We start from the raw sequence: 26,631 nt of genomic DNA, 5'->3' as shown, positions 1-26,631 counted from the left end.
GGCGGCTATCGCAGCCGCTGCGAGATGACCTTTGACACACCATCGCCCTGCATGGAGACGCCGTACAGCGCGTCGGCGACCTCCATCGTGCGCTTCTGGTGCGTGATCACGATCAGCTGCGAGGCCTCCTGCAACTCCTGCATGATCCGGATCAGCCGCTGGAGGTTGGTGTCGTCGAGGGCGGCCTCGACCTCGTCCATGACATAGAACGGGCTCGGCCGGGCCTTGAAGATCGACACCAGCAGCGCGACGGCGGTCAGCGACCGCTCACCGCCCGAGAGCAGGGAGAGCCGCTTGACCTTCTTGCCCGGCGGACGCGCCTCGACGTCGACACCCGTGGTGAGCATGTTGTCCGGATCGGTCAGGATCAGCCGTCCCTCGCCGCCCGGGAACAGCCGGCTGAAGACGCCCTCGAACTCGCGGGCCGTGTCCCGGTACGCCTCGGTGAACACCTGCTCGACGCGCTCGTCCACCTCCTTGACCACCTGGAGCAGGTCGGCGCGGGTCTTCTTCAGGTCTTCGAGCTGCTCGCTGAGGAACTTGTGACGCTCTTCCAAGGCGGCGAACTCCTCCAGCGCCAGCGGGTTCACCTTGCCCAGCTGCTGATGGGCGCGCTCGGCGGCTTTGAGCCGCTTCTCCTGGTCGGCGCGGACGAACGGCTTCGGCTGATTGCGGGGATCCTCCGGGTCCTCCGGCAGCACCTCGCCCTCGGCGGGCAGGGAGGGCGGCACGAGCTGGTGCGGCCCGTACTCGGACACGAGCCCGGCGGGTTCGACGCCCAGCTCCTCCAGCGCCTTGGTCTCCAGCTGCTCGATCCGCAGCCGCTTCTCGGCGCCGAGCACCTCGCCCCGGTGCACCGAATCCGTCAATTTGTCCAGTTCGGACTTGAGTTCGCGTCCTGCGGTGCGGGCCGCGGTCAGCTCCTGTTCGCGTACGGCCTTGGCGGCCTCGGCGACGGCCCGCTCCTGCTCGGCCCGGCCGAGGGACACCTCGACGTGGGCGAGCAGCTGGCGGGTGCCGGCCGCGACGGCCTCCGCGACGGCGGCCTCGTGGCGCAGCCGGGCCTGCCGCTGCTCGGCACGCGCGCGTGCCTCGCGTTCCGCGCGGGCGGCCCGGTCCAGCGAGTCGGCCCGTCCGGCGAGCCCCTTCACCCGCTCCTCGTGCGTACGGACCTGAAGGCGGGCCTCCATCTCGGTCTGCCGGGCGTTGGCACCATCGGCGACGAGCCGGTCCCGTACGGACGTGTCCGGCTCCTCCTCGACCGGCATCTCCTCGGCGACGGCCAGCCGCTCGGCCAGTTCCTCGGCCTCCTCTACGGCCTTCTCCAGCGCCTCCTGCGCACGTGCGGCCGCCACGGCCGACCGCTCGGCCTCCCCGGCGGCGCCCCGCGCCTGCCCGGCGAGCCGGCCGAGCTGCTGGGCCACGGCCGACTTCTCCCGGTCGGCGGCCCGGCGCCGCTCGCCCAGCTCCTCCACGAGCGCGGCGGTCTCCACGCGCCGCTCGGCCGCCACGCGCTGCGCCTCGGTCAGCTCCTCGCAGCGCACGGCCAGCTCTTCCAGCTCCGCTGCGGCCTCGTCCACGGAGGCCTGCACCTCCAGCAGGCTGGGCGCCCCGGCCGACCCGCCGTGCGCGAAGTGCGCACCGAGCAGGTCGCCTTCGGCGGTGACGGCGGTGAGGTCGGGGTGCGCGTAGACGAGGTCCTCGGCGTCTTCGAGCGTGCCTACGACGACGATCCCGCTCAGCAAGCGCCGTACGGCAGGCATGAGTTCGGCGGGGCCACGGACCAGATCGGCTGCGAAGGGCGGACCGACGGGGCTGCTCCCACCCGACGCCGCGGCACCAGCGGCGCCGGACCTGCGAACGGCATCCGCCGAGCTCACCCCGGGCGATGCGCCGCCACCGACACGTGCGCCGACTTCAGCACCGGGGCCACCGCCCGGTGATCCCTGACCGCGGTGACCGCCGCGGGTATCGACGGCCCCTGACTCCCGCGTCCCAACGGCACCGGAAGCCCCAGCGACACCGCCACCCTCCAGCGAGCCGGCTCCGCCGTGGCCAGCACTCCCCGACTCCCCCAGCCCACCGACACCCGAAGCCCCAGCAACACCGCCCCCCACCGGCGAACCGGCCCCGCCCGCGGCTTCTCCACGGCCAGCGGCCCGCTGCTCCGCCAGCCCACCCGCACCGACAGCCCCAGCGCCACCGCACACCGACGAACCGGCCCCGCCTCCGACTCCCTCACGGACACCAGCACCAACAACCCCGGCGACGCCCTCACCCTCCAGCGAACCGGCCCCGCCGCGGCCAGCGCCCCCCGACTCCCCCAGCCCACCGACACCCGAAGCCCCAGCAACACCACCACGCACCGACGAACCGGCCCCGCCTCCGGCTCCCTCACGGACACCGGCACCGACAGTCCCGGCGGCGCCATCGCCGTCCAGCGGGCCGGCTCCGTGGTCAGTGGCCCGCTGCTCTTCCGGTGTGCCTGCCAGCAGCAGCGCGGCGCGTCCCCCGTCCTGCTTGCGCAGGAGGCGGATTGCCTCGGCTGCCGATGCCGGGGTCGTCACGGCGATCGCGTCGGCTGCCGCGCCGAAGGCCGCGGCGAGGGCAACTTCGTGGCCCGGGGTCACCGTCAGCAGCTCCGCCGCCGGGCCCAGGACTCCGGTGAGGCGGTCCCGGGCGCCCAGCAGTATTCCGGTGCCGTCCTTGCGGCGAAGGCCCAGCGCCAGCGCCTCGTGGCGGGCCTGGGTCGCGGCGCGCCTGCGTTCGGCCGCGGTGGCCGCCTCGCGGGCCGCGCTCAGCGCGGCCTCCGCCTCCGCGAGCCGCCGCTTGGCCGCCTCGTGCTGCTCGGCGAGGTCCACGTCCTCGGCGTCGAGGCCGTCGACCTCGGCCTTCAGGGCCTCGTACTCCTCCTGGGCCGAGGCCGCGCGCTCCTGGGCCTCGTCGCGGGCGGCGGCCAGCCGGTCGATCTCGGCCTGGGCGGAGGCGGCGCGCGAGCGGGCCGCGTTGACCTGGCCGGAGAGACGGGCGAGCCCTTCGCGGCGGTCGGCGATGGCGCGGGCGACGTCCTTGAGGCGGCGTTCCTCGACCGCCAGTTCCCGCTCCAGCTCGGCGCGGTGGGTGACCGTGTCGTCGAGGGCGCGCTGGGCCGCCTCCAGGGCGGCCTCCAGCTCGGCCTCCTGCTCGCGGATGCGGGCGGCCTCGCGCTCCAGGTCCTCGGGGTCCCGGCCGCGCCGTTCCTCGGGGGGTGCCGAGGTGGCGCTCTTGACCCGGGCGTCGGCCAGCGAGACGGTGCCGCGCACCCGTTCGGCCAGCTGGGACAGCTCGTACCAGGTCTGCTGGGCGCGCTGCAGGCGCGGCGTGAGCTGCCGTACCTCGTCCTCCAGCAGGGCCTCCCGCTGGAGCGCCTTCTTCAGTTCCTGCTCGGCGGATTCCTTGCGTTCCTTCAGGGCCGCCTCGTCGGCGATCTCGGCCTTGAGCGCCTCGCGCAGTCGTACGAGGTCGTCGGCGAGCAGCCGCAGGCGTGCGTCACGGAGGTCCGCCTGGATGACGGCGGCTCTGCGCGCGACCGCCGCCTGGCGGCCGAGCGGCTTGAGCTGGCGGCGCAGCTCGTCGGTGAGGTCCTGCACGCGCGCGAGGTTGGCCTGCATCGCGTCCAGCTTCCGCAGCGCCTTCTCCTTGCGCTTGCGGTGCTTGAGCACACCCGCGGCCTCTTCGATGAAGGCGCGGCGGCCCATCGGGTCCGCGTGCAGCACGGAGTCGAGCTGGCCCTGGCCGACGATGACGTGCATCTCGCGGCCGATACCGGAGTCGGAGAGGAGTTCCTGGATGTCCAGGAGGCGGCAGGTGTCGCCGTTGATCTGGTACTCGCTGCCGCCGTTGCGGAACATGATCCGCGTGATGGTGACCTCGGCGTACTCGATGGGCAGCGCGCCGTCGGAGTTGTCGATGGTCAGGGACACCTCGGCGCGGCCCAGCGGCGGGCGGCCCGTGGTGCCGGCGAAGATGACGTCCTCCATCTTGCCGCCGCGCAGCGACTTGGCGCCCTGCTCACCCATGACCCAGCTGAGCGCGTCCACGACGTTGGACTTGCCCGAGCCGTTCGGGCCGACGACACACGTGATCCCCGGTTCGAAACGGAGCGTGGTCGCGGAGGCGAACGATTTGAACCCGCGGAGGGTCAGGGCCTTGAGGTGCACGCCGCCGGACTCTACCTTCCGCGCCTATCTCACTCCACGAACACTCGCAACCCCACGGTTTCGCCGTTGAACACGCAGGGCACACCAGACGTTAAAGACAGTGAAAGGGTGCGCGGGGGAAAGAACGAAGGGACGCCGAAGCGTCCCTTGCAACTCTGACAACTGGGTTTCAGTTTGTCTGACAACTGTGCGGTTGATACGGGCAGCCCAACCGCCGCGACTGCTGTCGTGGAGCGATGCAGCGATCAGGTGAGCGCAGGCTCCGCCTGGTGTGCGTCGATGCTCTCCATGATCCTGTCCTGAGAGGCGGCAGCCGTCAGCGCATCGTTCTCCGCCTGGATCCGTCCGAGCTCGGACTCCAGGTCCTGGACACGCTGCTGCAGCCGTCGCATCTCGGCGAGGAGTCGAGGGTCGGAGCCGCCGACGTAACCGAGAAGCGCCTTTGCCATGATGGATGGTCCTCCACACTGAGTGACCGACCGATGCGGTGTGGGTCGTGAGGGATTCGCACCCGCGGTGCTTGGCACACTCGAGGGTTGCTCTGCCGTTCTTACATGCCAAACAGCTAAGGTGCGCGGGGCTTTCAGCGTCTCACCAAAAAGTTTGACGGTCAACACGATCACGCCCTGTATTGACGGGCAAACCCGGGGCGCACGGCCTGCGAACGGCGGCGCGGCGTCTCCTGCGGGGGCCCTCAGGGCGTGGCGATCAGCTGTACCAGCGGAGCCTGCCATGCCACGCCGTTCTTGGCAACCACCAGGTAGTTTCTGCTTCGAGCATGTGCCCGGGGCAGCTCGCCGCGCACCGGCCTGCGGAGCTTTACAGAAACGACTCAGCGGATCGCGAAGCCGTCGTAGCCGCCGCGGGGTGTGTCCCAGATCTCGGTGACACCGTCCACACACCCGGGCGTGTCGCCGCCCTCGAGCCAGTCCAGCAGCCCTTCACAACCCTCGCGCGCCCCCTCCGCGACCACCTGGACGCGACCATCGCCCAAATTGAGAGCAAAACCACTCAGGCCGCCGATCTCCAGCGCCTTGGCACGCGTGAACCAGCGGAAACCCACACCCTGAACGCGTCCGCGCACCCAGGCGACCAGCCGTGCATCCTCACTCATGGGGGCAACCTAACCGGCCGATGTCGCTCGGAACACTTCCTCCCCCAGCGGCATGGGGTACCGTCCCCACCCAATACATCTCATATGAAACTCACTCGATCGAGTGAGTCGGGTTGGCCAGAAGGAGCTACTCGCCGGCACGGCGCCAGGTCGACCGCGAGGACGAGGAAGAGGGCAAGGACATGGGACGCCACCGACGCTCCGCCGCCGGCCGCGCCGCCAAGGGCCGCGCCACGGGGGTCACCCACACGCACGGCCCGGTCACGGGCGGCGAGGACCCACAGGACTCGCACGCGGGTGAGCACGCGCCCATGGGCATCGCGCCCTATCTGAACCCGGAGGCGTACGCCGAGGCCAACGCCCGGAGCACCGCCTTCCTGTACGCGACGTCCGCCGAGCCGCCGCAGGACGCGCCCGGCGCCGGTGGCTTCACCCCGGACGGCGACCCTTCCCCGGCCCACCGGCGCCGGACGAAGGTGGCGAAGCCGGTGCGCACCGGTCTGCTCGGGGTCTCCGCCGCCGTCGCCATCGGCACGATCGCCGTGGCCACGGGCGTGATGCCCGGCCTGGACAACTACCGGCTCGGCGGCAGTACGCACACCACCGGCGGCGACCGGGTGCAGGCCGAGGGCTCCCCCAGCAACACCGCCACCGAGCAGGGCGGCACCTCCGGCAGCGCGAACAGCCCGGGCGGCGGTGGCTCGCCCACGGGCAGCGACACCGGGCGCTCGGCCTCGCCGACCCCGCCCGCCTCCCCGTCGGCCTCCGCCTCCGCCTCTGCTTCCGCCTCTGCTTCCGCCTCTGCTTCCGCCTCTGCCTCTGCCTCTGCCTCTGCCTCTGCCCCGGCCTCTCCGACGCCTACGGAGAAGCCCTCGACCAAGCCGAAGCCGACGGACAAGGCCGGCCCGCCGAAGGCCAGGCCGTCGCGTACGGCGACCAAGGCACCGACGGCGACCTCCGCACCGGTGACGGTGTCGACGCAGGCCGCCGCCGAGGCGGAGGTGCTCAAGCTGGTCAACGAGGAGCGGGCGAAGGCCGGCTGCAGCGCGCTGTCGGCGAACTCCTCGCTGACCAAGCTGGCCGGGACGTTCAGCGACGACATGGCCGCGCGGGGCTTCTTCGACCACACCGACCCGGACGGGGCCACCCCGTGGGACCGGGCCGCGAAGGCGGGCATCACCGATCTCGGCGGCGAGAACATAGCCCGCGGCCAGGCGGACGCGGCGGCCGTGATGGAAGCCTGGATGAACAGCCCCGGCCACCGCGCCAACATACTGAACTGCGACTTCAAGACCCTCGGCGTCGGCGTGCACTTCGGTCCGGGCGGGCCTTGGTGGACGCAGGACTTCGGCTACTGAGAGAACCCCAGGTCAGAGGCCTGAGCATCGACCTGTTGGCGTCGGAAAGCATCGCCCTGTCGGCGTCAGAAGGCGAAGACGGAGCGGGTGCCGGCGCGGAGTTCGCAGTCGTTGCCGTACGTGTGCTTGAAGCTCACCGGCCTTCCGTGCCAGAGCCCCTCCGCCTGTGCGATGACCGGGGCGTAGATCAGGATGCACACCGTGCCGGTGGGGCGCTCGAGCTTCCCCTCGGACGCGTCCAGATCCTTGCATGCCTCGGCGGCCTTGGGGTGGGGACCGCTCGGGGGATCGCACGAGAGCACGACGGAGCGCGTCGAGGACGCAGCCGGGGCCGCAGCGTCGGCCCCGGGGTGCGTGATGGTCAGCCGTAGGCTGGTTTCGCCCCCGCCTCCCGTTGCGGCTGCGGAGCTGGTTCCCAGCCCTGCGAGGACAACCGAGGCGATCAAGGCGGCAGCAGTCTTCCTGTTCACGTCAGGGCAAACGATCCTTCCGTTCGCCCGTCACTTTCCAGGAGGCAGTTCGTCGGGGACCGAGCCCGTCATGCGGCGGCGCGTCCCCGCGCGAACACCTGCGCCGTCTGCGTCACCCGGCGCCCCAGGTGCTCGGCCGTGGCTATGTCGGCCTTGTGCACGGCCTCCGGGCCCTCGTCCACGTTGGTCTGGGCCGCCGCGCCCGCGAAGACGCCGAGGCGGTTGAGATCGTGCTCGGTGCCCTCGCTGTTGTTCCAGCCGGGGTGCAGGCCGAGGTTGACCCAGTGCATGCCGTGCTGGCCGGCGAGGATCTGGAAGAACTGCAGCGTGTGCAGCTTGTCGCCGCTCTTGGAGCCGGAGTTGGTGAAGCCGGCCGCCAGCTTGTCCTTCCAGTCCTGCCCGAACCAGCGCTTGGAGGACGCCTCGGCGAAGACGTGGAAGGCGCCGGACGCGGTACCCATATAGGTGGGCGAGCCGAAGACGATCGCGTCGGAGCGGTCCAGCGTCTCCCACTGCTCGTCGGTGATCTCGTCGACCTTGATCAGGTGGACCTCGGCACCGGCCTCGGCGGCACCGGCGCGGACGGCCTCCGCGAGCACGGCGGTGTGGCCGTAGCCGGAGTGGTAGGCGATGGACACGACAGGGGTGGTCACGATGATTGCTCCTCAAAGCACTTGAATAGCCAGAACGGGCAGCTCAAAAGCAGTGACCCCAGGAAAGCACTAACTTTCGGTTAGTGCAACCTGTCGGTTAGCGCTGCGCTGACGTACGCTTGTGTCATGACCAGCACCCAGGACCTGACCGGCACCCCGGATCAGGACGACCTCGCCTACAACGTGTTTGCCAAGGCATGCCCCTCGCGCGGCACGCTGGAGCACGTCACGGGCCGCTGGGGCGGACTGACGCTCGGCGCGCTGTACGAGGGTTCACTGCGCTTCAACGAGCTGCGCCGCCGGGTCGACGGGGTGAGCGAGAAGATGCTGTCCCAGACCCTGCACGCGCTGGAGCGCGACGGCCTGGTCCACCGCGAGGCCCAGCCGACCAACCCGCCCCGCGTGGACTACGAACTGACGCCCCTGGGCCGCGAGGTCGCCGAACGGCTGCTCGCCCTCATCCACTGCGTGGAGGGCGCCATGGACGACGTCCTCGCCTCCCGCACGCGCTACGACGAGACGCGCGGCGCCCTCTGACACGTGGGGCAGAAGTAGCTGGACCGGTTCATCCAGGGGCGGCGGCGCATGGGGGTGCCGCAGCGCTTGCAGGGCAGGCCCTCGCGGCCGTAGGCGTCCAGGGACCGGTCGAAGTAGCCCGACTCGCCGTTGACGTTGACGTACAGGCTGTCGAAGCTGGTGCCGCCGACGGAGAGGGCCGCATTCATGACGTCCCGGACGTGGCCCAGGAGTTCGGCCGTGCGCGGGCGGGTGAAGTTCGCCGTCGGACGCTCGTAGTGGACGCGGGCGCGCCACAGGGCCTCGTCCGCGTAGATGTTGCCGACCCCGCTGATCAGGGACTGGTCGAGCAGGGCCCGTTTGATGGTGGTGCGCTTGCGGCGCAGGGCCTGGTGGAAGGCCTCGTCGTCGAACAGCGGGTCGAGCGGATCCCGGGCGATGTGTGCGATGACGTCGGGCAGGCCCTCGGGGGTGTTGTCGTGCAGCGACAGACCGCCGAAGGTGCGCTGGTCCACGAAGCGCAGCTCGGTGCCTTGCCCGTCGGCGAACCGGACGCGGATGCGCAGGTGCTTCTCGTCCGGCGCCTCGTGCGGCTGCACCAGCAGTTGGCCGCTCATGCCGAGGTGGGCGAGGACGGACTGGTTGGTCTCCTCCAGCGGCAGCCACAGGTACTTGCCACGCCGGCTGGGGGTACCGATGTGGTGGCCCTTGAGCCGGTGCGCGAAGTCGTCGGCGCCCGCGATGTGCCGGCGCACGGCACGGGGGTGCAGCACCTCGACGTCGGCGACGGTGCGGTGGGCGACCCAGCGCTCCAGACCGCGCCGGACGACCTCGACCTCGGGCAACTCGGGCACGGTTCTCCTTGGGGCGGCTGCGGATCCGGCGCTGGGCAAGCGCTGTGGGCAGCGTATCGCGGGGGTCTGCTCAGTCCGCCGGGCCGGTGGGCAGCACGCGTCTTTCGGCGGTGAACCCGCAGGTCAGCAGGGCCTCGGCCTCCTCAGTGCGGCCCTGGGCCCGCAGGACGGCGGCGAGATCCCACACCGCGTGCCGGTCACCCCGGTCGACAAGGGCGCGCAGTTCGTCGGCCTTGCCGAGCTTCTTGAGCACGGCGCGCAGGTCGTCGCGCAGAGAATCCCCGGCGGGGTCGGTGAGCAGCCCGATGGCCCGGTCCGCCTCGCCGTGCGCCACGAGGGCGTCCACGAGCGCACCCGTGAGCCGGAACACGGCCGCCGCCGTGCCCGGGCAGGGCGTGCAGCCGTACGGCCTCGTCGAGGTCGCCCGCCTCGATCGCCGGCGTGGCCAGGGCGCCGACCGCGTGGGCACCGCCCGCCACCGCCCGCGCCCGCAGGTTCTCCACCCGGTTCCCGTCCGCTCCGCGCGCCATGGGTCGCCCCGCTCAGGCGCGTTCGGGGGTGCCGAAGTGCGCGTCCCCGCGGATCACGCCGATCTGGATGCTGTCCCCGCCGATCACGCTGCCGACGGCGGTCTGGGAGGCGCTGCCGGGTGCAGGACGGCGGGTGCCTGCGCCAGCAGGGCTGTACGTCGCAGGCCGGCTCCTCGTCGGTGAGGAGCGCCTTGCGGATGGCCTTGCGCAGCGACGCTCCGTTGTCGGCGTCGTCCGGCTCCTCGACGACGCCGGCGAGCGCTTCGGGCAGTTCCTCGCCCGCCGCGCGGACACCGAAGATCCGCTGGGCCGGCCGCCGTCCCAGGGCGACCGTCGCGTCGGCGGCCTCCTCCTGGGTGCGCGCCGGCACGGCGACACCGTAGGCGCCCGCGGCCGCGGTGACGTAAGGGGCGATCTCGCCGACCACCTGTGCGACGTCCGAGGCCGTGTCTTCGCCTCTCCCCCGGGCTCACCATGAACGAGCCGAGCGCCCGGTCCCGCTGGCTGCGGGCCGGGCGCTCGGGTGCTGCTTCGTCAGGCGGCGGACGACGGGTCGCCGTCCTTGACGGCCTCCTCGGCCGTCTTGGCGCGCTCGTCCGCCGCGGCCCGGATGGACCGCCAGGCGGACTCGGCGGCCTGCTGTTCCGCCTCCTTCTTGCTGCGGCCGGTGCCGGTGCCGTACGAGACGCCTCCGACGCGGGCGGCAGCAGTGAAGGTCTTCTCGTGGTCGGGGCCGGTCTCCGTGACCAGGTACTCGGGCACGCCGAGCCCCTCGATCGCGGTCAGCTCCTGGAGACTGGTCTTCCAGTCCAGGCCGGCTCCGAGGTTCGAGGACTTCTCGATCAGCGGGTCGAAGAGCCGGTGTACCAGCTCGGACGCCGCGTCGAGGCCCTGATCGAGATAGACCGCGCCGATCACCGCTTCGAGGGTGTCGGCGAGAATGGACGCCTTGTCCCGGCCGCCCGTGCCTTCTTCACCACGGCCGAGCCGGATGAAGGCGCCCAGGTCGAGGCCACGACCGACCTCCGCCAGCGCACGCGAGTTGACCACCGCGGCCCGCAACTTGGCCAGCTGGCCTTCGGGCAGGTCGGGGTGGATGCGGTACAGCGTGTCCGTGACGACGAGGCCGAGCACGGAGTCCCCGAGGAACTCCAGCCGCTCGTTCGTCGGCAGACCGCCGTTCTCGTACGCGTAGGAACGGTGGGTCAGCGCGCGCACCAGAAGGGCGGACTCGAGCTGATAGCCGAGCCGCCCTTCCAGAAGCGTGTGGGACGAGGCCTGGTTTTCCGCCTTCTTGGGACTGGACACAGTGCCTCTCACCAGCCGGCTCAGACTTCGAGGACCTGGCGCTTGTTGTAGGTGCCGCAAGACGGGCACGCAATGTGCTGCTGCTTGGGCTCGTGGCAGCGCTCGCACGCAACCAGGGTGGGGACCGCAGCCTTCCACTGCGACCGGCGGTGGCGCGTGTTGCTGCGCGACATCTTCCGCTTCGGAACAGCCACGGCTACTTCTCCTGCTTCTCGTCGACGCCCGCTTCGGCGCCGCTCATCTCGTCCTTCTCGCCGGGTTCGAGCGAACCGGCGAGTCCCTGCAGTGCCGCCCAACGGATGTCGACGGCGTCGTGGTGGTGGTCCGGGTCGTCCGTGAGCCGCGCTCCGCACTCGGAGCACAGGCCCAGACAGTCGTCCTGGCACACCGGCTGCATCGGCAGTGCGAGCACCACCGCATCGCGCAGCAGAGGTTCGAGGTCGAAGAGTCCGTCCTCGAGGTAGAACCTGTCCTCGTCGTCCTCGGCGTCGTCGCCCGGTTCCGCGATCACACGGCCCCGGTCATCGGCGTCAGGGTACGAGAACAGCTCCTGGAAGTCCGCTTCGAGCTCCAGCCCGACCGGCTCCAGACACCTTACGCACTCCCCCTCGGCCTGTGCACGGGCGGTGCCTGTGACGAGCACCCCTTCCATGACCGACTCGAGCCGGAGTTCGAGCTCCAGCGGGGCGCCTTCCGGCACTCCGATGACTCCCTGGATACCGAGATCCCTGGGGGCGTCGATCTCGCGGGTCAGGCGCTGCAGCGCGCCAGGCCGCCGGCCCAGCTCGTGCGTGTCGAACACGAGGGGGTTGCGGTGGTCGAGGCGGGCGTTGGAAGCCATTCCTGCTTTCGATCTTCGAACTCGAAGGGACGCCGCCCGTCGGTGTTCCGGGCAGCGGTGATCGCGGACGTACACGCGACCGAAGGGCCAGGATACTGGACCTTTCGCTCAGGGCCCAATCCGGTGGTGGCTACAGGCCGCGGCCCTGCTCGTAGGCCCGAAGCTGCTCCGCGCTGATCATGCTGGTGTCGAAGAGGCTGGTCTCGTCGAGCGCGTATCCCTGCTGCTGGGGCTGCTGCTGGGGCTGCTGGGGGTCGTAGGCGGCCTGCTGGGCGTCGTAGCCCTGGTAGGCGTACGGGTCGGCCTGCTGGTAGCCGTAGGGGTCCTGCTGGGCGTAGTCGGGCTGCTGCGGGAAGCCCGCGTACGGGTCGGGCTGCTGCTGGACGGGGGCACTTCCCGCCGGAGCGTAGCCGGACGTCTCGGAGTACGCCGGCTGTGGCTCGTACGACGGCTGCGGCGGCTGCTGGGGCTGTGACGGGCGCCCGGCCGGGGTGTCCGCGAGGGCCGCGAGATCGGCGAGGTAGTCGGCGTCGCTGGAGTGCTGGAAGGTCGTGTTGTCGTCGGCGAGGGCACCGAGGTCGTCGGAGGCGATCCGGCCGTGCAGCTTCTGCCGGCCGCGGCCGACGGCCTCCAGGGTCTTGGCGAGGACCGCCTCGAAAGCGCCCAGCTTGGCGTCGACGTAGGCGTCGGCGTTGTGGCGCAGGGTCTGCGGGTCCTGGCTGCGCTCGGGGGCGTCCTCGTCCTCGTAGCCGTTCTCGTCCAGGCCGGGCCCGGTGCCGAGCAGCTTCTCGCGGCCGCGGCCGACCGAGCCGAGGGTCTTGGTGAGGACGACCTCGAAGTTGGCGAGCTTGGAGTCGACGTAGTCGTCGGCGTCGGCGCGGATCTCCTCGGCCTCCTGGCGGGCCTCGCCGACGATCCGGTCGGCCTCGGTCTGGGAGCGCCGGGCGATCTCGGTGTCGGAGATCAGCGAGCCGCGTTCGGCATGCGCGTTGCCGATGATCCGCTCGGCCTCCAGACGGGCCTGCTCGACCATCTGCTCACGGTCGCCGATCAGCTCCTGCGCCTGTGCGAGGGAGCCGGGCAGGGCCTGGCGCACCTCTTCGAGCATCGCGAGCAGCTCGGCGCGGTTGACCACGCACGAGGCCGACATCGGCATGGACCGGGCGCCGGAGACCGCGGAGACGATCTCGTCGAGCTTCTTCTGGACGTCCACCTGTGCTCGCCACTCTCTACAGCTGTGTTGGAGACGGACGGGACGACTGTAGCCCTTTCAGGCAGGCCTTTCAGTCCTTGCGCAGACGCTTGTTGAGGGCCTCCAGGACGGGCGCCGGGACCAGGTGGGACACGTCGCCGCCCCAGGCCGCGACCTCCTTGACGAGCGAGGAGGACAGGAAGCTGTAGGTCGGGTTGGTCGGCACGAACAGCGTCTCGACCCCCGTGAGCCCTATGTTCATCTGGGCCATCTGGAGTTCGTAGTCGAAGTCGCTGACCGCGCGCAGGCCCTTGACGATGGCGGGGATGTCGCGCTGCTTGCAGAAGTCGACGAGGAGGCCGTGGAAGGCCTCGACCCGGACGTTGGCGTACTCGGCGGTGACCTCGCGGATCAGCTCGATCCGCTCGTCGATCTCGAACAGGCCCTTCTTGGCCTTGTTGATCATCACCGCGACGTAGACCTCGTCGTACAGACGGGAGGCGCGGGCAATGATGTCGAGATGTCCGTTGGTGATCGGGTCGAACGACCCGGGACAGACTGCGCGGCGCACTTGTGTTCCCTCGCTCTCCGGTCCGGTCATCGTGCGTCTTCGCACGTAGAGGCGGCGCGACCGTACCAAAACGTTCCCTCGCCGTAGCGACGGGACCGGAGGGCCTCGAAGCCGTCCGGCCAGTGGAATTCGCCGCCTCTGGTGCTGCGCTCCACGGTGACGAGGGCTTCTTCGGTGAGCCAGCCTTCCGAGCGGAGTGTGAGCAGGATCTCGCGAAGATCGTTGTCTCCGACGGCGTACGGGGGGTCCAGGAAGACGAGGTCGTACGGCTCCGTCGGGGGTGCGGTTCTGATGATCTGTTCCGCTTTGCCCGCTCTCACCTCGGCGCCGGGGAGACCGAGGTTCTTCACGTTCTCCCGGACGGTTCTTGCTGCGCGGGCGTCGGCTTCGACCAGGAGGGTGTGGCTTGCGCCTCGGGAGAGGGCCTCCAGGCCTACGGCGCCCGAGCCGGCGTAGAGGTCGAGGACTCGTTCACCGTCCAGGGGGCCGCCGAGGAGGGACTGCCACGTGGAGAAGAGGGCCTCGCGTGCGCGGTCCGATGTTGGCCGGGTGCCGGTGCCGGGGGGTACCGAGAGGCGCCGTCCGCCGGCCCGGCCGGCGATCACGCGGGTCATGTGGGGTCCTTCTTCGTGGGCGGCTTTACGGTTCAGTTTGGCAGGCGGTCGGGGGTGGGTGCGTCTGCGCCGTCGGCGGGTGCAGGTTCGTTGTGGCTGGTCGCGCAGTTCCCCGCGCCCCGGGGGTGTTGCCCCTCAGCCCTTTTCCAGGTACTGCTCTCTCTCCTCGTCCAAGAGGGCGTCCAGGGCCGTGCGCAGGCCGGGGAGGTGCTCCAGCTCGGGGTCGGAGGCCACTACCGCCGCCGCCTCCTCTCTCGCCTCCGCGATGACCTCCTCGTCCTCGATGACCGCCAGGACGCGGAGGCTGGAGCGGGCGCCGGACTGGGCCTGGCCCAGGACGTCGCCCTCGCGGCGTTGTTCCAGGTCGATGCGGGAGAGTTCGAAGCCGTCGAGGGTGGAGGCGACGGCGTTCAGACGCTGACGGGCGGCGCTGGCCTCGGGCATCTCGGTGACCAGGAGGCAGAGGCCGGGGGCGGAGCCCCGGCCCACACGGCCGCGGAGCTGGTGGAGCTGGGAGACGCCGAAGCGGTCGGCATCCATGATCACCATGGCGGTGGCGTTGGGGACGTTCACGCCGACCTCGATGACCGTGGTGGCCACCAGGACGTCCGTCTCGCCTGCTGCGAAGCGGCGCATGACGGTGTCCTTGTCGTCGGGGTGCATACGGCCGTGCAGGACCTCGACCTTGAGGCCCTGGAGCGGGCCCTTGGCCAGCTGGTCGGCCACGTCGAGGACGGCCAGCGGGGGGCGCTTCTCGGCCTCGTCCTCGGGGGACGCCTTATTACCGGTCTTCTTCGGGTCGTCCTCCTCGTCGCCGATGCGGGGGCAGACCACGTACGCCTGATGGCCGTTCTCCACCTCCTCGCGCACCCGCTCCCAGGCGCGGGCCAGGAAGTGCGGCTTGTCGGCGGCGGGGACCACGTGGGTGGCGATCGGGGAGCGGCCTGCCGGGAGCTGGTCCAGGACCGAGGTCTCCAGGTCGCCGAAGACCGTCATCGCGACCGTGCGCGGGATGGGGGTCGCCGTCATGACCAGCAGGTGCGGGGGCTGCTTGCCCTTGCCGCGCAGGGCGTCGCGCTGCTCCACGCCGAAACGGTGCTGTTCGTCCACGACCACGAGTCCGAGGTCATGGAACTGCACCTTGTCCTCGATCAACGCGTGCGTGCCGATCACGATCCCCGCCTCGCCGGTGACGAGGTCCAGCAGGGCCTGGCGGCGGCCGGCCGCGCCCATCGAGCCGGTGAGCAGCACCACCTTGGTGGCGTGCTCGGCGCCGCCCAGCATGCCGCCCTCGGCCAGCTCGCCCATCATCTCCACGATCGATCGGTGGTGCTGCTGGGCGAGGACCTCGGTGGGCGCGAGCATGGCCGCCTGGCCGCCCGCGTCGACCACGGCGAGCATGGCGCGAAGGGCCACCATCGTCTTTCCTGAACCCACCTCTCCCTGAAGCAGCCGGTGCATCGGGTGCTCGGTGGCGAGGTCGTCGAAGATCTCCTTGGAGACCTTCTGCTGGCCCTCGGTGAGGGTGAAGGGCAAGCGGTCGTCGAAGGCCGCGAGGAGGCCGTCCGGCTTCGGCGTGCGCGGTACGGCGGGGAGTTGGCTGTCGGCGTACCGGCGGCGGGCCAGGGCGACCTGGAGGACGAAGGCCTCGTCCCACTTCAGGCGGGCGCGGGCGTCGGCGACGTCGGCCTTGGTGTGCGGGCGGTGGATCTTGAGCAGGGCCTCGGGGAGGGTGGTCAGGCCCCGGCCCTCGCGCAGGGCGGGCGGCAGCGGGTCGAGGGCCTCCTGGGCGCTGGGCAGCACCGTCTGGACGGCCTTGCCGATCTTCCAGGACTCCAGCTTGGCGGTGGCGGGGTAGAGGGGGATCAGGGCGCCGGCCCAGCTCTCGACCGCCTCCTCGCTGTCGCCCCGCAGCAACTCGTAGGCAGGATGGGCCAGTTGGAGGCGGCGGTTGAAGACGGAGACCTTGCCCGCGAACATCGCGCGCGTGCCCGGCAGCAGCTCCTTGTGGGGCTTGTGCACGCCGTTGCCGAAGAACACCAGCTGGAGCCGGCCGCTGCCGTCGGTGATGGTGACCTCCAGCCGCTGCCCCTTGCCGCGCGGGGCCTTGGCGGAGGCGAAGGTGTGCAGGCGGGCGTCGGCGACCTGGGCGACCACCGTGACGTGCTCGTCCATGGGGAGGTCGGCGAGGTGGGTGAGCTGGCCGCGCTCCTCGTATCTGCGGGGGTAGTGGTGCAGGAGGTCGCCGACGGTGTGCAGGCCGAGGTGCTCAGCCATCACCTTCGCGGTGGCGGGGCCGAGCACTGACTTCAGTGGTTGCTTCAGTGGTTCTTCCAGTGCGGGCACGAGATCCATTGCACACCACACCACTGACAATGCCGTAGACGCTGCCCTGCGGATTCGTCGGACGCTGCCCCGCACATTCGTCGATCCAGGCCGTAAACGTCCGGGAAAGTGCTGGTCAGGTGGGCCGTTCCGGCTCTAGGATGGCGCGCTCCGGCCATCCCCCGCGGTCACCGCCCCATCCGGGACCGCCCGACCCCGCGCCGAATGCTCCCTCCCCCCACCGGCGCTGCGACGATGGACTCCCAGACCTCACAGTCATCCCAGGCATCCCAGTCACCTCATACGTTCCAGGTCGACCTGCGTGGTTTGGTGGACCTGCTCTCCCATCACCTCTACTCCAGCCCCAAGGTCTATCTGCGCGAGCTGCTGCAGAACGCCGTGGACGCCATCACCGCCCGGCAGGCCGAGGAGCCCGGCGCCCCGGCTCGGGTGCGGCTGTGGGCCGCGGACGGTTCCCTGCGGGTGGAGGACAGCGGCGTCGGACTCACCGAGTCGGACGTGCACAGCCTGCTGGCGACCATCGGCCGCAGTTCCAAGCGGGCCGACGGGCTTCAGGAGGCCCGGTCCGACTTCCTCGGCCAGTTCGGCATCGGCCTGCTGGCCTGCTTCGTGGTCGCCGAGCGGATCCGGGTGGTCAGCCGCAGCGCCCGTACGCCCGAGGCACCGCCGGTCGAATGGACGGCGAGCGACGACGGCTCGTACACCGTGCGCACGCTGCCCGGCTCGGCGCGCCCCGAGCCGGGCACCACCGTGCATCTGACGGCGCGGGCCGGTGCGGCCGAGTGGCTGGCCGAGCCGCGGGTGCTCGCGCTCGCCCGGGACTTCGGCTCGCTGCTGCCGTACGACATCCGGGTGGGCGAGGAGGCCGTCACGGACCTCCCGGCGCCCTGGGACCGCTCCTACCCCAGTCCCGCCACGAGAAGGGTGGCGCTGGCCCGGCACTGCCACGAACTGTTCGGTTTCACCCCGCTGGACTCGATCGACCTGGACGTGCCGCTGGCCGGGATCCGCGGGGCGGCTTACGTGCTGCCGGCGGCGGTCAGCCCGGCGCAGCGGGCCACGCACCGTGTGCACCTCAAGGGCATGCTGCTGACCGAGCGGGCCGAACAGCTGCTGCCCGACTGGGCGTTCTTCGTGCGCTGTGTCCTGGACACCGACAGCCTGCGGCCCACGGCCTCGCGCGAGTCGCTGTACGAGGACGAGACGCTCGCCGCCGTACGGGAGGCGCTCGGCGAAAGGATTCGGTCCTGGCTGACCGGGCTCGCGGCCGGCGATCCGGAACGGCTGGCCGCGTTCCTCGCCGTGCACCACCTGGGCGTGAAGTCCCTGGCCCGGCACGACAGCGACATGCTCCGCACGATGCTGCCGTGGCTGCCGTTCGAGACGACCGACGGGCAGCTGTCCCTGGAGGAGTTCGCGCAGCGGCACCCGGTGGTGCACTTCACGCGGACGGTCGAGGAGTACCGGCAGGTCGCCCCGATCGCCTCGGCGCAGGGTGTCGGCGTGATCAACGGCGGTTACACGTACGACAGCGAGCTGGTCGAGGCGCTGCCGTCGGTGCGGCCGGGGACGGTGGTCGCCGAGCTGGACGCGGACACCGCGACCGCCCACCTGGACGCGGTGGACCCGGCCGAGGAGCTGGCGCTGTCCGGCTTCCTGGCGGCCGCGCGCGCGAAACTCGACCCGCTGGGCTGTGACGTCGTCCTGCGCGCCTTCCATCCGCTGTCCGTGCCCGCGCTGCACCTGGACGACCGGGCCGCCCGGCACGAGCAGGCGCGAGCGGAGGCCGAGGAGCAGGCCGACGACCTGTGGGCGGGCATCCTGGGCTCGCTGCGCGGCAGCGCCCCGCGCGCGCGTCTGGTGCTCAACCACCTCAACCCGCTGATCCGCAGGATCAGTTCACTGGGCGACCCGGAACTGATCGGCACCGCCACCGAGTCGCTGTACGGGCAGGCGCTGCTGATGGCGCAGCGGCCGCTCAGGCCGGCCGACTCCGCGCTGCTGAACCGGGCGTTCATCGGCCTCCTGGAGTGGGCCACGCACCGGGAGGACGGTCGCTGATGGGCGAGTTGACGGACTTCGACGCACTGCGCCGGGCGATGGCGGAGAACTCCGAGCAGCCGGAGGGCCCGGCGCGCAACGCGCGCGCGGAGCAGTTGCTCGCGGAGGCCGAGAAGCTGAACATCCCGCTCGCCGTGATCGAGGCGCTCGGGCACCAGCTGAAGGTCTACAACTACAGCTCCGAGAAGGACCGGATGTTCGTCCCGTTCGCGCGGCTGCTGCGCCTGTGGGACGAGCGGCCCGAGGACTTCGACGAGTACGAGACGCACTCCCTGTACTGGGTCTTCAAGTGGGTGTCGGCGGGCATGCTGGACCAGCCGCACATCCCGCTCGCCTCGATCGAGAAGTGGCTCGGCGAGATGGAGCACCGCTACCGGCTCGCCGGGCACTCCGAACGGGCGGTGCGCAGCGCCGAGTTCAGTGTGGCCGCGCACGTCGGCGACCTGGCGCGCGCGGAACGGGCGTACGCCGCCTGGCTGGCCGCGGACCGGGACCGGATGGCCGACTGCCACGCCTGCGAGCTCCACGGGCAGGGCGTGTGGCAGGTCAGGCGCGGCCGGGAGGCCGAGGCACTGGAGCTGTGGCGGCCGGTGCTGGAGGGCGAGTACAGCTGCGCCCACGAGCCGCACACGGTGCTCGCCTCCTCGCTCACCCCGCTGCTGCGGCTGGGCCGCCTGGACGAGGCCCGCGCCCACCATCTGCGGGGTTTCCGCCTCGTCCGCCCCATGGAGAGCATGCGGGGCGCCTACGCCGACCACGTGGAGTTCTGCGCGCTGACCGGGAACGAGGCGCGCGGTCTGGAACTGCTCGCCGAGCGGCCGGCGTACTTCACCGACACCGGGCAGCCGCGCAGCCGGCTGGACTACATGGCCGTGGTGACCCTGCTGATGGACCGGCTGACCGAGCTGGGGCTGGGCGAGCGGCAGGTGCCGGGCCCTGCCGGGCGGACATGGACCGCACACGAACTGGCCGCGCACGCGCGCGCGGAGGCCCTGGAACTGGCCCAGCGGTTCGACACGCGCAACGGCACGTCGTACGTCGGCGACCGCGCCCGCGCGCGCATGGCGCAGCGCCCGCTGGTGGAGCGGCTGCCCCTGGGGGTGCGGACGGTGCGCTCCACGCCGGCGCCCTCGCCCACACCCCCGGCGCCCGAGGTCCCCTCCTCGCCCGACCTGTCCGCGCTGCTCACCGAGGCGCGCCGGCTGTCCGGCTCCCTCCAGCCGCACGCCCTGGAGGCGTGGGCGGCGGTCGCGCGGGCCGCCGAGGGCGTCGAACTGGACGCGCGCGACCGCGCGGAGATGACCGATCACGAGGCGATGGCCCGCGGCCCCGAGGGCATCGCCCTGTTCGACCGCGCTGCCGCGCTGTACGCGGAGGCGGGCGACCCCGGGGAGGCACTGGCGGCACGCGCGCGTGGCGCGTACATGCGCGCCCTGACGGGCGAGGTGGACGCGGCACTGACAACGGTCGCCGAGCTCTACGACGAGGCACTCGCCCTGTACGCCGAGGAGGCCACCGGGGTACGCCAGACGGCGTCGGTACTGATGAGCCGAGCACGCATCCTGATGCACCGGGTCCACGAGATGACACCGGATGCGCTGGGGGCTGCGGAGGAATCGAGCGCGGGAGCTCAGGGACCGGGCACGCGGGCCGACTCAGCCGACCCGAACACCAAGGGCACCGGCTCGGATGCCGGGCACCCGGGCTCGGACGCCGCACAGGCAGGCACGGAAGCTCAGGGACCGGGGGCCGACTCGGCCGACCCGAACACCGAGGGCGCCGACTGGGGCGCCGGGCACCCGGGCTCGGACGCCAAGGGCACGAACGCGAACGCCGGGCAGGCCGGCCCGGGCACCGCACAGGCAGGCACGGAAGCTCAGGCACCGGGACCGGGGGCCGACTCGGCCGACGCGAACACCGAAGGCGCCGACTGGGGCGCCGGGCACCCGGGCTCGGACGCCAAGGGCACGAACGCGAACGCCGGGCAGGCCGGCCCGGGCACCGCACAGGCAGGCACGGAAGCTCAGGCACCGGGACCGGGGGCCGACTCGGCCGACGCGAACACCGAGGGCGCCGGCTGGGGTGCCGGGCACGTGGGCTCGGACGCCGCACAGGCAGGCGTCGGCGCTCAGCGACCGGCGTCGCATGCCCACTCGGACGGTGGGCACGTTCGCGGCCCCCTCGCGGACGCAGAGCAGGCCGTGCGTGAGGTGCTGGCGCTTGTCGGCGGGCGGGCCGGGGACGAGGTGCGGCTGGCGGCGCGGGGCGCCGAGGCGCGGGCGATGCTGGCCGAGCTGGCCGAGAGGTCCGGCGCGGCCGGGCGGGCGGCGCGGCTGTTCCGGCGGGCCGCCGCGGAGTACGTGGCGGCCGGGCTGCCGTGGTCCGCGGTCGAGCACGAGGTGCACGCCGCGGCGCTGGCCCATCAGCTCGGCGACCTGGGCGAGGCGGAGCGGGCGCTGCGGGCCGCCCTGGAGCACGGCGGGCCGTACCTGGAGCCGGCCGGGCGGGCCCAGCTGCATCTCCAGCTCGCCGAGGTGGTCGGCGGCCGGGGGGAGCCCGCCGAAGCCGCGGAGCACGCCCTGGAGGCCGCGCACTGGGCCGACGAGGCGGGCGAGAGCGCCACGCTGGGTGCCTGGGCACGGCACCAGCTGGGCGGCTTCCTGCTGCACCAGGGGCGGTGCGCGGAGGCCGCCGAAGTGCTGGAGTCAACGCTGCCCGACCTGTCCGCCGAGACGCACGGCGACGGGGCCGTCGTCCAGGCGCAGTGGTGGCTCGGGGACTGCCTGAGCGAGCTGGGCGAGCACCGGGCGGCCGCCGAACGCCGGCTCCAGGCCGCCGAGCTCGCCCGGCACTGGCCCGAGCAGCAGGATCACGCCACGCTCGCCCACCTTGCCGCCGAGTCCCTGAGCAACGCCGGGTTGCTGGACGAGGCGGACCGGGCCTACGCGCGCGCGGGCGAGCTGTGGCGCTCGCTCGGCAACCCGCACTTCCTCGTCCGCTCGCTGCGTGCCCGCGCGTGGCTGGCGCTGCGCGGGGAGTCCGGGGCGGGGTCCGCGCGGGAGGTGATGGCGGACGCGGTTCGGGAGTGCGAGCGCGCTCTGGAGGCCGCCGGGGACCCGGTGGCCCGGGAGCAGCTCACCGCCGAACTCGGCAACACGCACCGGCAGTTCGGCGACCTTCTGGCCCGCTCGGCCGCCGAGGAGGCCGAAGGGGCAGAAGAGGCCGAGGACGAGGTGATCCAGGCCGCGTTCGAGGACGCGCTGACGCAGATGGACCGCGCGGCCGCGCTGTTCGGCTCGCTCGGCGCGGGCGGGCTGCACAGCCGTACCGGCGCCGAACTGGCCGCGGGCTGGCTGGAGGCCGACCTCGGCCGCCCCGCCGAGGCAGCGGCACGCGCGCGTGGCGTACTCGCGGCCTACGAGGCCACCGACGAGCCGGACGAGACAGCCGAGGCACGACGGGCGGAGGCAACCCAGATGCTCCAGCTGGCGGAAACGGAACAGTGAGCAGCGCGCGCCCGCTCACCCGACGCCGATGAGCAACAGCGCGCGCCCGCTCACTCCACGCCGATGAGGAGGAGTGCTCCCTGGTGGCCGCCGCGGTACACCACCGTGTCCACGGCAAGGTAGGACTCGCGTACGCGTGCCTCCAGGTGGTCGGCGACGCTCGGCGGTGCCTCGTCGCCGACGACGAGGGTGACCAGCTCGCCGCCGGCCTGGAGCATGCGGTCCAGGACGGTCTCGGCGGTGGCCGTGACGTCCGCGCCGATCACCGCCACGTCGCCGTCGATCAGGCCGAGGACGTCCCCGGCCTGGCAGATGCCGGCCGTCGTCCAGGACTGGTGTTCGGCGACGAGAACCTCGGCGTAGCGGGTGGCGCCCGCCGCCGAGGTCATCTGGACGACGTCCTCGTCGAAGCGGCGCTCCGGCTCGTGCACGGCGAGCGCCGCGATGCCCTGCACCGCCGAGCGGGTCGGGATCAGAGCCACGCGGATGCCCTCGGTGCGGGCCTGCTCGGCGGCTGCTGCGGCCGTGTGGCGCAGTTCGGCGTCGTTGGGCAGCAGCACGACCTCGCGCGCGTGGGCGCGCCGTACGGCCTGCACCAGCTCCCCGCTGGCGGGCGGCTCCCCGGGGCGCGCGAGGACCGCGGTCGCGCCGGCCTCGCCGTACAGCCCCGCCAGGCCCTCCCCGGGCACGACGGCGACGACGGCCCGCTGGGCGCGCTCGCGCGGCGGGCGCTCGCCGCCCGTGTGCACGTCACCGAGCCCGAAGTGCGTGATCCTTATCCGGTACGGCCGCCCGGCCTCGACGCCCGCCTCCACGGCGGCACCCGCGTCGTCGACGTGCACATGGACGTTCCACAGCCCGTCGCCGCCGACCACGACGAGGGAGTCCCCGAGGGCGTCGAGCCGCTCCCGCAGCCGGGCCACGGCCTCGTCGCCGGCCTCCAGGAGATAGATCACCTCGTAGGCGGGTCCGCCGTCCTCGGCGCTCTCGGCGCACAGACCCGCCTCGGAAACGGCCTCCACGCGTGCGTACGCGCCAGAAACGGCTTCCGCTGCCTTCGGGGCGGCCTCCTGCACCGCCTCCCCCGTGAACGCCTCCACCAGCGCCCCCAGCACCGCCACCAGCCCCCGGCCGCCCGCGTCGACCACCCCGGCCCGCTTCAGCACGGCCAGCTGGCCCGGAGTAGCCGCCAGGGCCGCCCAGGCACCCTCGTAGGCGGCCCGCGCGACCGTCCCGCAGTCCCCTTCGGCTCCCTCGGCGGCGTCCGCGGCGGCCGAGGCGACCGTCAGCACCGTGCCCTCGACCGGATGGGCCACGGCCTGGCGGGCGGAGTCGGCGGCCCGGCGCAGGGCCAGCCTCAGCCGCGCACCGTCGATGTGAGACGCGTCGTCCGCGAGCACCTGGGCCATGCCCCGCAGCAGCTGGGCGAGGATCGTCCCGGAGTTGCCCCGGGCCCCGATGAGCGCCCCGTGGGCCATCGCATGCACGGCGTCCGCGAGCGAAGGCTTCTGCGCCCCCGTCTCGTACCCGGCGAACACGGCCTCCACGGCGGTCGCCGCCGACTCCAGGGTCAGGTACAGGTTCGTCCCGGTGTCCCCGTCGGCCACCGGATAGACGTTGATCGCGTCGATCTCCTCGCGCGCCCGCCCCAGTGCCCCGAGTGCCAGACCGCACCAGGTGCGCACCGCGAGAGCATCGAAGAATGTCTGCGGCACCTGCGGCACCTGCGCCTCCCTGGCTGGCTGGACGTCGGACGCAGCGTAGACCCCGGAGTGGTGTCCTCCGGAAGAGGGCCGGGAGCGGGCCCCTGAGCTGCCATGGTAGTTTCGTTGTGCTGGCGCAGTCGTTGTATGCTGCTCCGGTTGCCCGATCCACATCGGGCTATTCCCCTGGCAACGCCACTCAGATCTCTGATCCTGCGATCTCGATCCCGGCCTGCCGGGATCATCCGTAAGTGCATCTGAAGTCTTTGGAGTGACCCGTGGCTGCCAACTGCGACGTCTGCGGCAAGGGGCCGGGCTTCGGCAACAACATCTCGTTTTCGCACCGCCGTACGTCCCGCCGCTGGAACCCGAACATCCAGCGTGTGCGTACCGTGGTCGGCGGGACGCCGAAGCGCGTGAACGCCTGCACCTCGTGCATCAAGGCCGGCAAGGTCTCGCGCTGACGCACAGCTAAGCGCGCGGCCACAGCTGGTTCGCTGCACTGAGCCGGTCCACCTGCGGGTGGACCGGCTTTTTGCCGTGCCCGGGCACATTACTTCTGCTGCACATCACTTCTGCTTGCGCAGCCACCAACCGTGGTCCACCGGCCCGATCCCCGCGCCCAGCGGGAATCCCGCCTTGATCGCCTTGGTGACATAGTCCTTGGCCCCCGCCACCGCCAACGGCACCGAGAGTCCCTTCGCCAGCCCTGCCGCGACCGCGGACGCCAGCGTGCAGCCCGTGCCGTGGGTGTGCCGGTTGTCCTGGCGGGGGAAACGCAGCCGATACTCGTCGGTGCCGTCCGTCAGCAGGTCCACGGCGACGTCCCCGGGCAGATGCCCGCCCTTGATCAGCACCCAGCGCGGACCGTACTCCAGCACGGCGTCCGCGGCCCGTCGTAGATCGTCCTCGGACTCGACCTGTACCCCTGTGAGTTGGGCCACCTCATCAAGGTTCGGGGTGGCCACGGTCGCCGCCGGGAGCAGCTTCGTGCGGACCGAGTCCAGCGCGGAGGCGGCCAGCAGCGGGTCCCCGTGCTTGGAGACGCCCACCGGGTCCACCACGGCCGGCGCGTCCGTGCCGGAGATCAACTCCGCGACCGCCTCGACCAGTTCGGCCGAGGCGAGCATCCCGGTCTTCACGGCCTGCACGCCGATGTCGTCCACGACGGCGCGGTACTGCGCCCGTACGGCCTCCACCGGCAGCTCCCAAGCCCCCTGCACGCCCAGGGAGCTCTGCGCGGTCACGGCCGTGATCACGCTCATCCCGTGCACGCCGAGCATGAGCATCGTCTTCAGGTCGGCCTGGATGCCGGCGCCGCCGCCGGAGTCCGAACCGGCCACCGTGAGCACCCTCGGCGGTGTTTCGACGGTGCTCACGACTCGATGTCCCCGAAGTGGTCCCAGCCGCCCTTGCTGGTCCAGGGCGCGCCGTCGACGGTCACCTGGGGCAGCGCCGAGGGGTTGAGGACCTCGCCGATGACCTTCCAGCGGGCCGGGAGCTTGGCGTCCGGCGGGAAGGTCGCCACGATCGCGTGGTCCTCTCCCCCGGTCAGCACCCACTGGAGCGGATCCACGCCGACGGCCTGCCCGATGTCGTTCATCTGGGTCGGGATGTCGATCGCGCCGGAGCGGATGTCGATGCGGACCTTGCTGGCCTCGGCGATGTGCCCGAGGTCGGCGATCAGCCCGTCGCTCACGTCGCACATCGCGGTCGCACCGAGCGCGGCGGCGGCCGGGCCCGCGTGGTACGGCGGCTCGGGGCGCCGGTGGGCCTCCACGAAGGCGCGCGGGGAGCGGAAGCCGCGGGAGAGCACCGCGTAGCCGGCCGCGGACCAGCCCAGCCAGCCCGTGACGGCCACGAGGTCGCCGGGCTGGGCGCCGGCCCGGGTCACCGGCTCCTGGTTGCGCAGATCGCCGAGCGCGGTGATCGACACCATGATCGTGTCCCCGCGTACGACGTCCCCGCCGACCACGGAGGCGCCCGCGACCTGGCACTCGTCGCGCAGGCCGTCCATCAGCTCGCTGGGCCAGGTGACCGGGAGTTCGGCCGGGACGACCAGGCCGAGCAGCAGCGCGGTCGGTACGGCGCCCATCGCGGCGATGTCCGCGAGGTTCTGCGCGGCCGCCTTGCGTCCCACGTCGTACGCCGTGGACCAGTCACGGCGGAAGTGCCGGCCCTCCAGCAGGATGTCGGTGCTCGCCACCACCCGGCGGTCGGGCGCGGCGACCACCGCGGCGTCGTCGCCGGGGCCGACCCGGACCGCCGGGGTGGTGGTCAGACGGGAGGTGAGCTCCCTGATGAGCCCGAACTCCCCGAGCTCACCAACAGTGCCCTTCATTACCCTTGCTCCCCTTCTGTCCCTTGCCGTGCCCGGTCGCGCGTCATCAGTGTCCCCGATACGGTCGAGGTGACGACCGTCAACTTCTGTCGTGCCTGCACCCTGGCGCGCAAGCCCGGTTCCCGCAGGTCTCCCCGCGGGGAGCGGCGACGCGATACCGTGGCGTTCCTTTTCCCCACATGATCCTCGTGGCCGCCCTGGAGGTTCCGTGGTACAGGCGTACATCCTGATCCAGACGGAGGTCGGCAAAGCGTCGACCGTCGCCGAGACGATCAGCAAGATCCCTGGAGTGATCCAGGCCGAGGACGTGACGGGACCGTACGACGTCATCGTGCGCGCCCAGGCCGACACGGTCGACGACCTCGGTCGCATGGTGGTCGCGAAGGTCCAGCAAGTGGACGGCATCACCCGCACCCTGACCTGTCCGGTCGTGCATCTGTAGCCCCCGTCTACC

Annotated in this window: 24 protein-coding genes; 7 read left to right on the top strand and 17 right to left on the bottom strand. The window is 71.9% G+C overall.

Annotated features, from left to right (window positions below; translation table 11 throughout):
• Positions 1-5 precede the first annotated feature (5 nt).
• From AQI88_RS29405 to AQI88_RS29395, 3 genes are all read right to left on the bottom strand, one after another.
• Positions 6-4,199 (bottom strand): chromosome segregation SMC family protein, encoded by a 4,194-nt coding sequence (locus AQI88_RS29405; protein WP_067004907.1) that lies wholly within the window; start codon positions 4,197-4,199, stop codon positions 6-8.
• A gap of 245 nt (positions 4,200-4,444) precedes the next feature.
• Positions 4,445-4,648 (bottom strand): hypothetical protein, encoded by a 204-nt coding sequence (locus AQI88_RS29400; RefSeq protein ID WP_067004905.1) that lies wholly within the window; start codon positions 4,646-4,648, stop codon positions 4,445-4,447.
• Between the two features lie 383 nt (positions 4,649-5,031).
• Positions 5,032-5,313 carry an acylphosphatase gene (locus tag AQI88_RS29395; RefSeq protein ID WP_067004903.1) on the bottom strand — a complete coding sequence of 94 codons (282 nt, stop codon included), beginning with the start codon at positions 5,311-5,313 and terminating at the stop codon, positions 5,032-5,034.
• 182 nt (positions 5,314-5,495) lie between these two features.
• Here AQI88_RS29395 and AQI88_RS29390 point away from each other — a divergent pair, with 182 nt between their 5' ends.
• The gene (locus AQI88_RS29390) at positions 5,496-6,671 is read left to right on the top strand and encodes a CAP domain-containing protein (protein WP_067005037.1); all 1,176 of its coding nucleotides are present in this window, start codon (positions 5,496-5,498) and stop codon (positions 6,669-6,671) included.
• A gap of 65 nt (positions 6,672-6,736) precedes the next feature.
• Here AQI88_RS29390 and AQI88_RS29385 read toward each other — a convergent pair whose 3' ends face one another.
• Together AQI88_RS29385 and AQI88_RS29380 are read right to left on the bottom strand one after the other, a co-directional pair.
• Positions 6,737-7,141: an SSI family serine proteinase inhibitor gene (locus AQI88_RS29385; RefSeq protein ID WP_067004900.1), complete on the bottom strand. Its 405-nt coding sequence runs from the start codon at positions 7,139-7,141 to the stop codon at positions 6,737-6,739.
• Between the two features lie 68 nt (positions 7,142-7,209).
• A complete protein-coding gene (locus AQI88_RS29380) occupies positions 7,210-7,794 on the bottom strand; it encodes a flavodoxin family protein (RefSeq protein WP_067004898.1) in 585 nt (194 codons plus the stop codon).
• Between the two features lie 126 nt (positions 7,795-7,920).
• On the opposite strand from AQI88_RS29380, the gene AQI88_RS29375 reads away from it, so the two are divergent.
• The gene (locus AQI88_RS29375; RefSeq protein WP_067004896.1) at positions 7,921-8,331 is read left to right on the top strand and encodes a winged helix-turn-helix transcriptional regulator; all 411 of its coding nucleotides are present in this window, start codon (positions 7,921-7,923) and stop codon (positions 8,329-8,331) included.
• Here AQI88_RS29375 and mutM read toward each other — a convergent pair.
• Together mutM and AQI88_RS29365 are read right to left on the bottom strand one after the other, a co-directional pair.
• The gene (mutM, locus tag AQI88_RS29370; protein WP_067004894.1) at positions 8,304-9,164 is read right to left on the bottom strand and encodes a bifunctional DNA-formamidopyrimidine glycosylase/DNA-(apurinic or apyrimidinic site) lyase; all 861 of its coding nucleotides are present in this window, start codon (positions 9,162-9,164) and stop codon (positions 8,304-8,306) included. The two genes, AQI88_RS29375 and mutM, sit on opposite strands and share 28 nt — an antisense overlap.
• A 70-nt stretch (positions 9,165-9,234) precedes the next feature.
• A complete protein-coding gene (locus AQI88_RS29365) occupies positions 9,235-9,534 on the bottom strand; it encodes a hypothetical protein (RefSeq protein WP_067004892.1) in 300 nt (99 codons plus the stop codon).
• A gap of 71 nt (positions 9,535-9,605) precedes the next feature.
• Between AQI88_RS29365 and AQI88_RS46130 the strand changes: the two genes are divergently transcribed.
• A complete protein-coding gene (locus AQI88_RS46130) occupies positions 9,606-10,172 on the top strand; it encodes a hypothetical protein (RefSeq protein WP_159050416.1) in 567 nt (188 codons plus the stop codon).
• 56 nt (positions 10,173-10,228) lie between these two features.
• Here the strand turns inward: AQI88_RS46130 and rnc are convergent, their stop codons facing one another.
• The 7 genes from rnc to recG form a co-directional block, all read right to left on the bottom strand.
• Positions 10,229-11,014: a ribonuclease III gene (rnc, locus tag AQI88_RS29355; protein ID WP_208615932.1), complete on the bottom strand. Its 786-nt coding sequence runs from the start codon at positions 11,012-11,014 to the stop codon at positions 10,229-10,231.
• Between the two features lie 8 nt (positions 11,015-11,022).
• Positions 11,023-11,196 carry a 50S ribosomal protein L32 gene (gene rpmF, locus AQI88_RS29350; RefSeq protein WP_003951102.1) on the bottom strand — a complete coding sequence of 58 codons (174 nt, stop codon included), beginning with the start codon at positions 11,194-11,196 and terminating at the stop codon, positions 11,023-11,025.
• A gap of 2 nt (positions 11,197-11,198) precedes the next feature.
• Positions 11,199-11,843, bottom strand: a complete 645-nt coding sequence (locus AQI88_RS29345; RefSeq protein ID WP_067004886.1) for a YceD family protein — start codon at positions 11,841-11,843, stop codon at positions 11,199-11,201.
• A gap of 130 nt (positions 11,844-11,973) precedes the next feature.
• Positions 11,974-13,056: an ATP synthase F0 subunit B gene (locus AQI88_RS29340; RefSeq protein ID WP_067004884.1), complete on the bottom strand. Its 1,083-nt coding sequence runs from the start codon at positions 13,054-13,056 to the stop codon at positions 11,974-11,976.
• 70 nt (positions 13,057-13,126) lie between these two features.
• The gene (coaD, locus tag AQI88_RS29335; RefSeq protein WP_067004882.1) at positions 13,127-13,606 is read right to left on the bottom strand and encodes a pantetheine-phosphate adenylyltransferase; all 480 of its coding nucleotides are present in this window, start codon (positions 13,604-13,606) and stop codon (positions 13,127-13,129) included.
• Between the two features lie 26 nt (positions 13,607-13,632).
• A complete protein-coding gene (gene rsmD / locus AQI88_RS29330; RefSeq protein ID WP_067004880.1) occupies positions 13,633-14,220 on the bottom strand; it encodes a 16S rRNA (guanine(966)-N(2))-methyltransferase RsmD in 588 nt (195 codons plus the stop codon).
• Between the two features lie 135 nt (positions 14,221-14,355).
• Positions 14,356-16,575: an ATP-dependent DNA helicase RecG gene (gene recG, locus AQI88_RS29325; RefSeq protein WP_067004878.1), complete on the bottom strand. Its 2,220-nt coding sequence runs from the start codon at positions 16,573-16,575 to the stop codon at positions 14,356-14,358.
• Between the two features lie 225 nt (positions 16,576-16,800).
• Here recG and AQI88_RS29320 point away from each other — a divergent pair, with 225 nt between their 5' ends.
• Positions 16,801-18,627, top strand: coding sequence for an HSP90 family protein (locus AQI88_RS29320; RefSeq protein ID WP_067004876.1), 1,827 nt, complete (start codon positions 16,801-16,803; stop codon positions 18,625-18,627).
• Positions 18,627-22,133: a hypothetical protein gene (locus AQI88_RS43670; protein WP_079057863.1), complete on the top strand. Its 3,507-nt coding sequence runs from the start codon at positions 18,627-18,629 to the stop codon at positions 22,131-22,133. The genes AQI88_RS29320 and AQI88_RS43670 overlap by 1 nt, the downstream gene beginning before the upstream one ends.
• Before the next feature lie 50 nt (positions 22,134-22,183).
• Here AQI88_RS43670 and AQI88_RS29305 read toward each other — a convergent pair whose 3' ends face one another.
• On the bottom strand, positions 22,184-23,857 hold the full coding sequence (locus AQI88_RS29305; protein ID WP_067004874.1) for a DAK2 domain-containing protein: 1,674 nt from the start codon (positions 23,855-23,857) through the stop codon (positions 22,184-22,186).
• Positions 23,858-24,114: 257 nt separating this feature from the next.
• On the opposite strand from AQI88_RS29305, the gene rpmB reads away from it, so the two are divergent.
• Positions 24,115-24,300: a 50S ribosomal protein L28 gene (gene rpmB, locus AQI88_RS29300; RefSeq protein ID WP_009190838.1), complete on the top strand. Its 186-nt coding sequence runs from the start codon at positions 24,115-24,117 to the stop codon at positions 24,298-24,300.
• A 105-nt stretch (positions 24,301-24,405) separates the two neighbouring features.
• On the opposite strand, the gene thiD is transcribed toward rpmB, so the two are convergent.
• The gene (thiD, locus tag AQI88_RS29295; RefSeq protein WP_067004872.1) at positions 24,406-25,215 is read right to left on the bottom strand and encodes a bifunctional hydroxymethylpyrimidine kinase/phosphomethylpyrimidine kinase; all 810 of its coding nucleotides are present in this window, start codon (positions 25,213-25,215) and stop codon (positions 24,406-24,408) included.
• Positions 25,212-26,177, bottom strand: a complete 966-nt coding sequence (locus AQI88_RS29290) for a thiamine-phosphate kinase (RefSeq protein ID WP_067004870.1) — start codon at positions 26,175-26,177, stop codon at positions 25,212-25,214. The genes thiD and AQI88_RS29290 overlap by 4 nt, the downstream gene beginning before the upstream one ends.
• 208 nt (positions 26,178-26,385) lie before the next feature.
• Here AQI88_RS29290 and AQI88_RS29285 point away from each other — a divergent pair, with 208 nt between their 5' ends.
• Positions 26,386-26,619 carry an Lrp/AsnC family transcriptional regulator gene (locus AQI88_RS29285; protein ID WP_003997603.1) on the top strand — a complete coding sequence of 78 codons (234 nt, stop codon included), beginning with the start codon at positions 26,386-26,388 and terminating at the stop codon, positions 26,617-26,619.
• Positions 26,620-26,631: the final 12 nt, after the last annotated feature.

The organism is Streptomyces cellostaticus, from assembly GCF_001513965.1.
Taxonomy (GTDB): domain Bacteria; phylum Actinomycetota; class Actinomycetes; order Streptomycetales; family Streptomycetaceae; genus Streptomyces; species Streptomyces cellostaticus.
The sequence above is the reverse complement of the archived record's forward strand: the minus strand, read 5'-3'. Positions and strand labels throughout refer to the sequence as shown.

What these genes read in the sequence shown, in the direction of transcription:
- recG (WP_067004878.1), bottom strand. Translation starts at nt 16,575, where the DNA reads ATGGATCTCGTGCCCGCACTGGAAGAACCACTGAAGCAACCACTGAAG.
- AQI88_RS29345 (WP_067004886.1), bottom strand. Translation starts at nt 11,843, where the DNA reads ATGGCTTCCAACGCCCGCCTCGACCACCGCAACCCCCTCGTGTTCGAC.
- AQI88_RS29320 (WP_067004876.1), top strand. Translation starts at nt 16,801, where the DNA reads ATGGACTCCCAGACCTCACAGTCATCCCAGGCATCCCAGTCACCTCAT.
- AQI88_RS29395 (WP_067004903.1), bottom strand. Translation starts at nt 5,313, where the DNA reads ATGAGTGAGGATGCACGGCTGGTCGCCTGGGTGCGCGGACGCGTTCAG.
- AQI88_RS29290 (WP_067004870.1), bottom strand. Translation starts at nt 26,177, where the DNA reads ATGAAGGGCACTGTTGGTGAGCTCGGGGAGTTCGGGCTCATCAGGGAG.
- AQI88_RS43670 (WP_079057863.1), top strand. Translation starts at nt 18,627, where the DNA reads ATGGGCGAGTTGACGGACTTCGACGCACTGCGCCGGGCGATGGCGGAG.
- AQI88_RS29400 (WP_067004905.1), bottom strand. Translation starts at nt 4,648, where the DNA reads ATGGCAAAGGCGCTTCTCGGTTACGTCGGCGGCTCCGACCCTCGACTC.
- rsmD (WP_067004880.1), bottom strand. Translation starts at nt 14,220, where the DNA reads ATGACCCGCGTGATCGCCGGCCGGGCCGGCGGACGGCGCCTCTCGGTA.
- AQI88_RS29390 (WP_067005037.1), top strand. Translation starts at nt 5,496, where the DNA reads ATGGGACGCCACCGACGCTCCGCCGCCGGCCGCGCCGCCAAGGGCCGC.
- AQI88_RS29375 (WP_067004896.1), top strand. Translation starts at nt 7,921, where the DNA reads ATGACCAGCACCCAGGACCTGACCGGCACCCCGGATCAGGACGACCTC.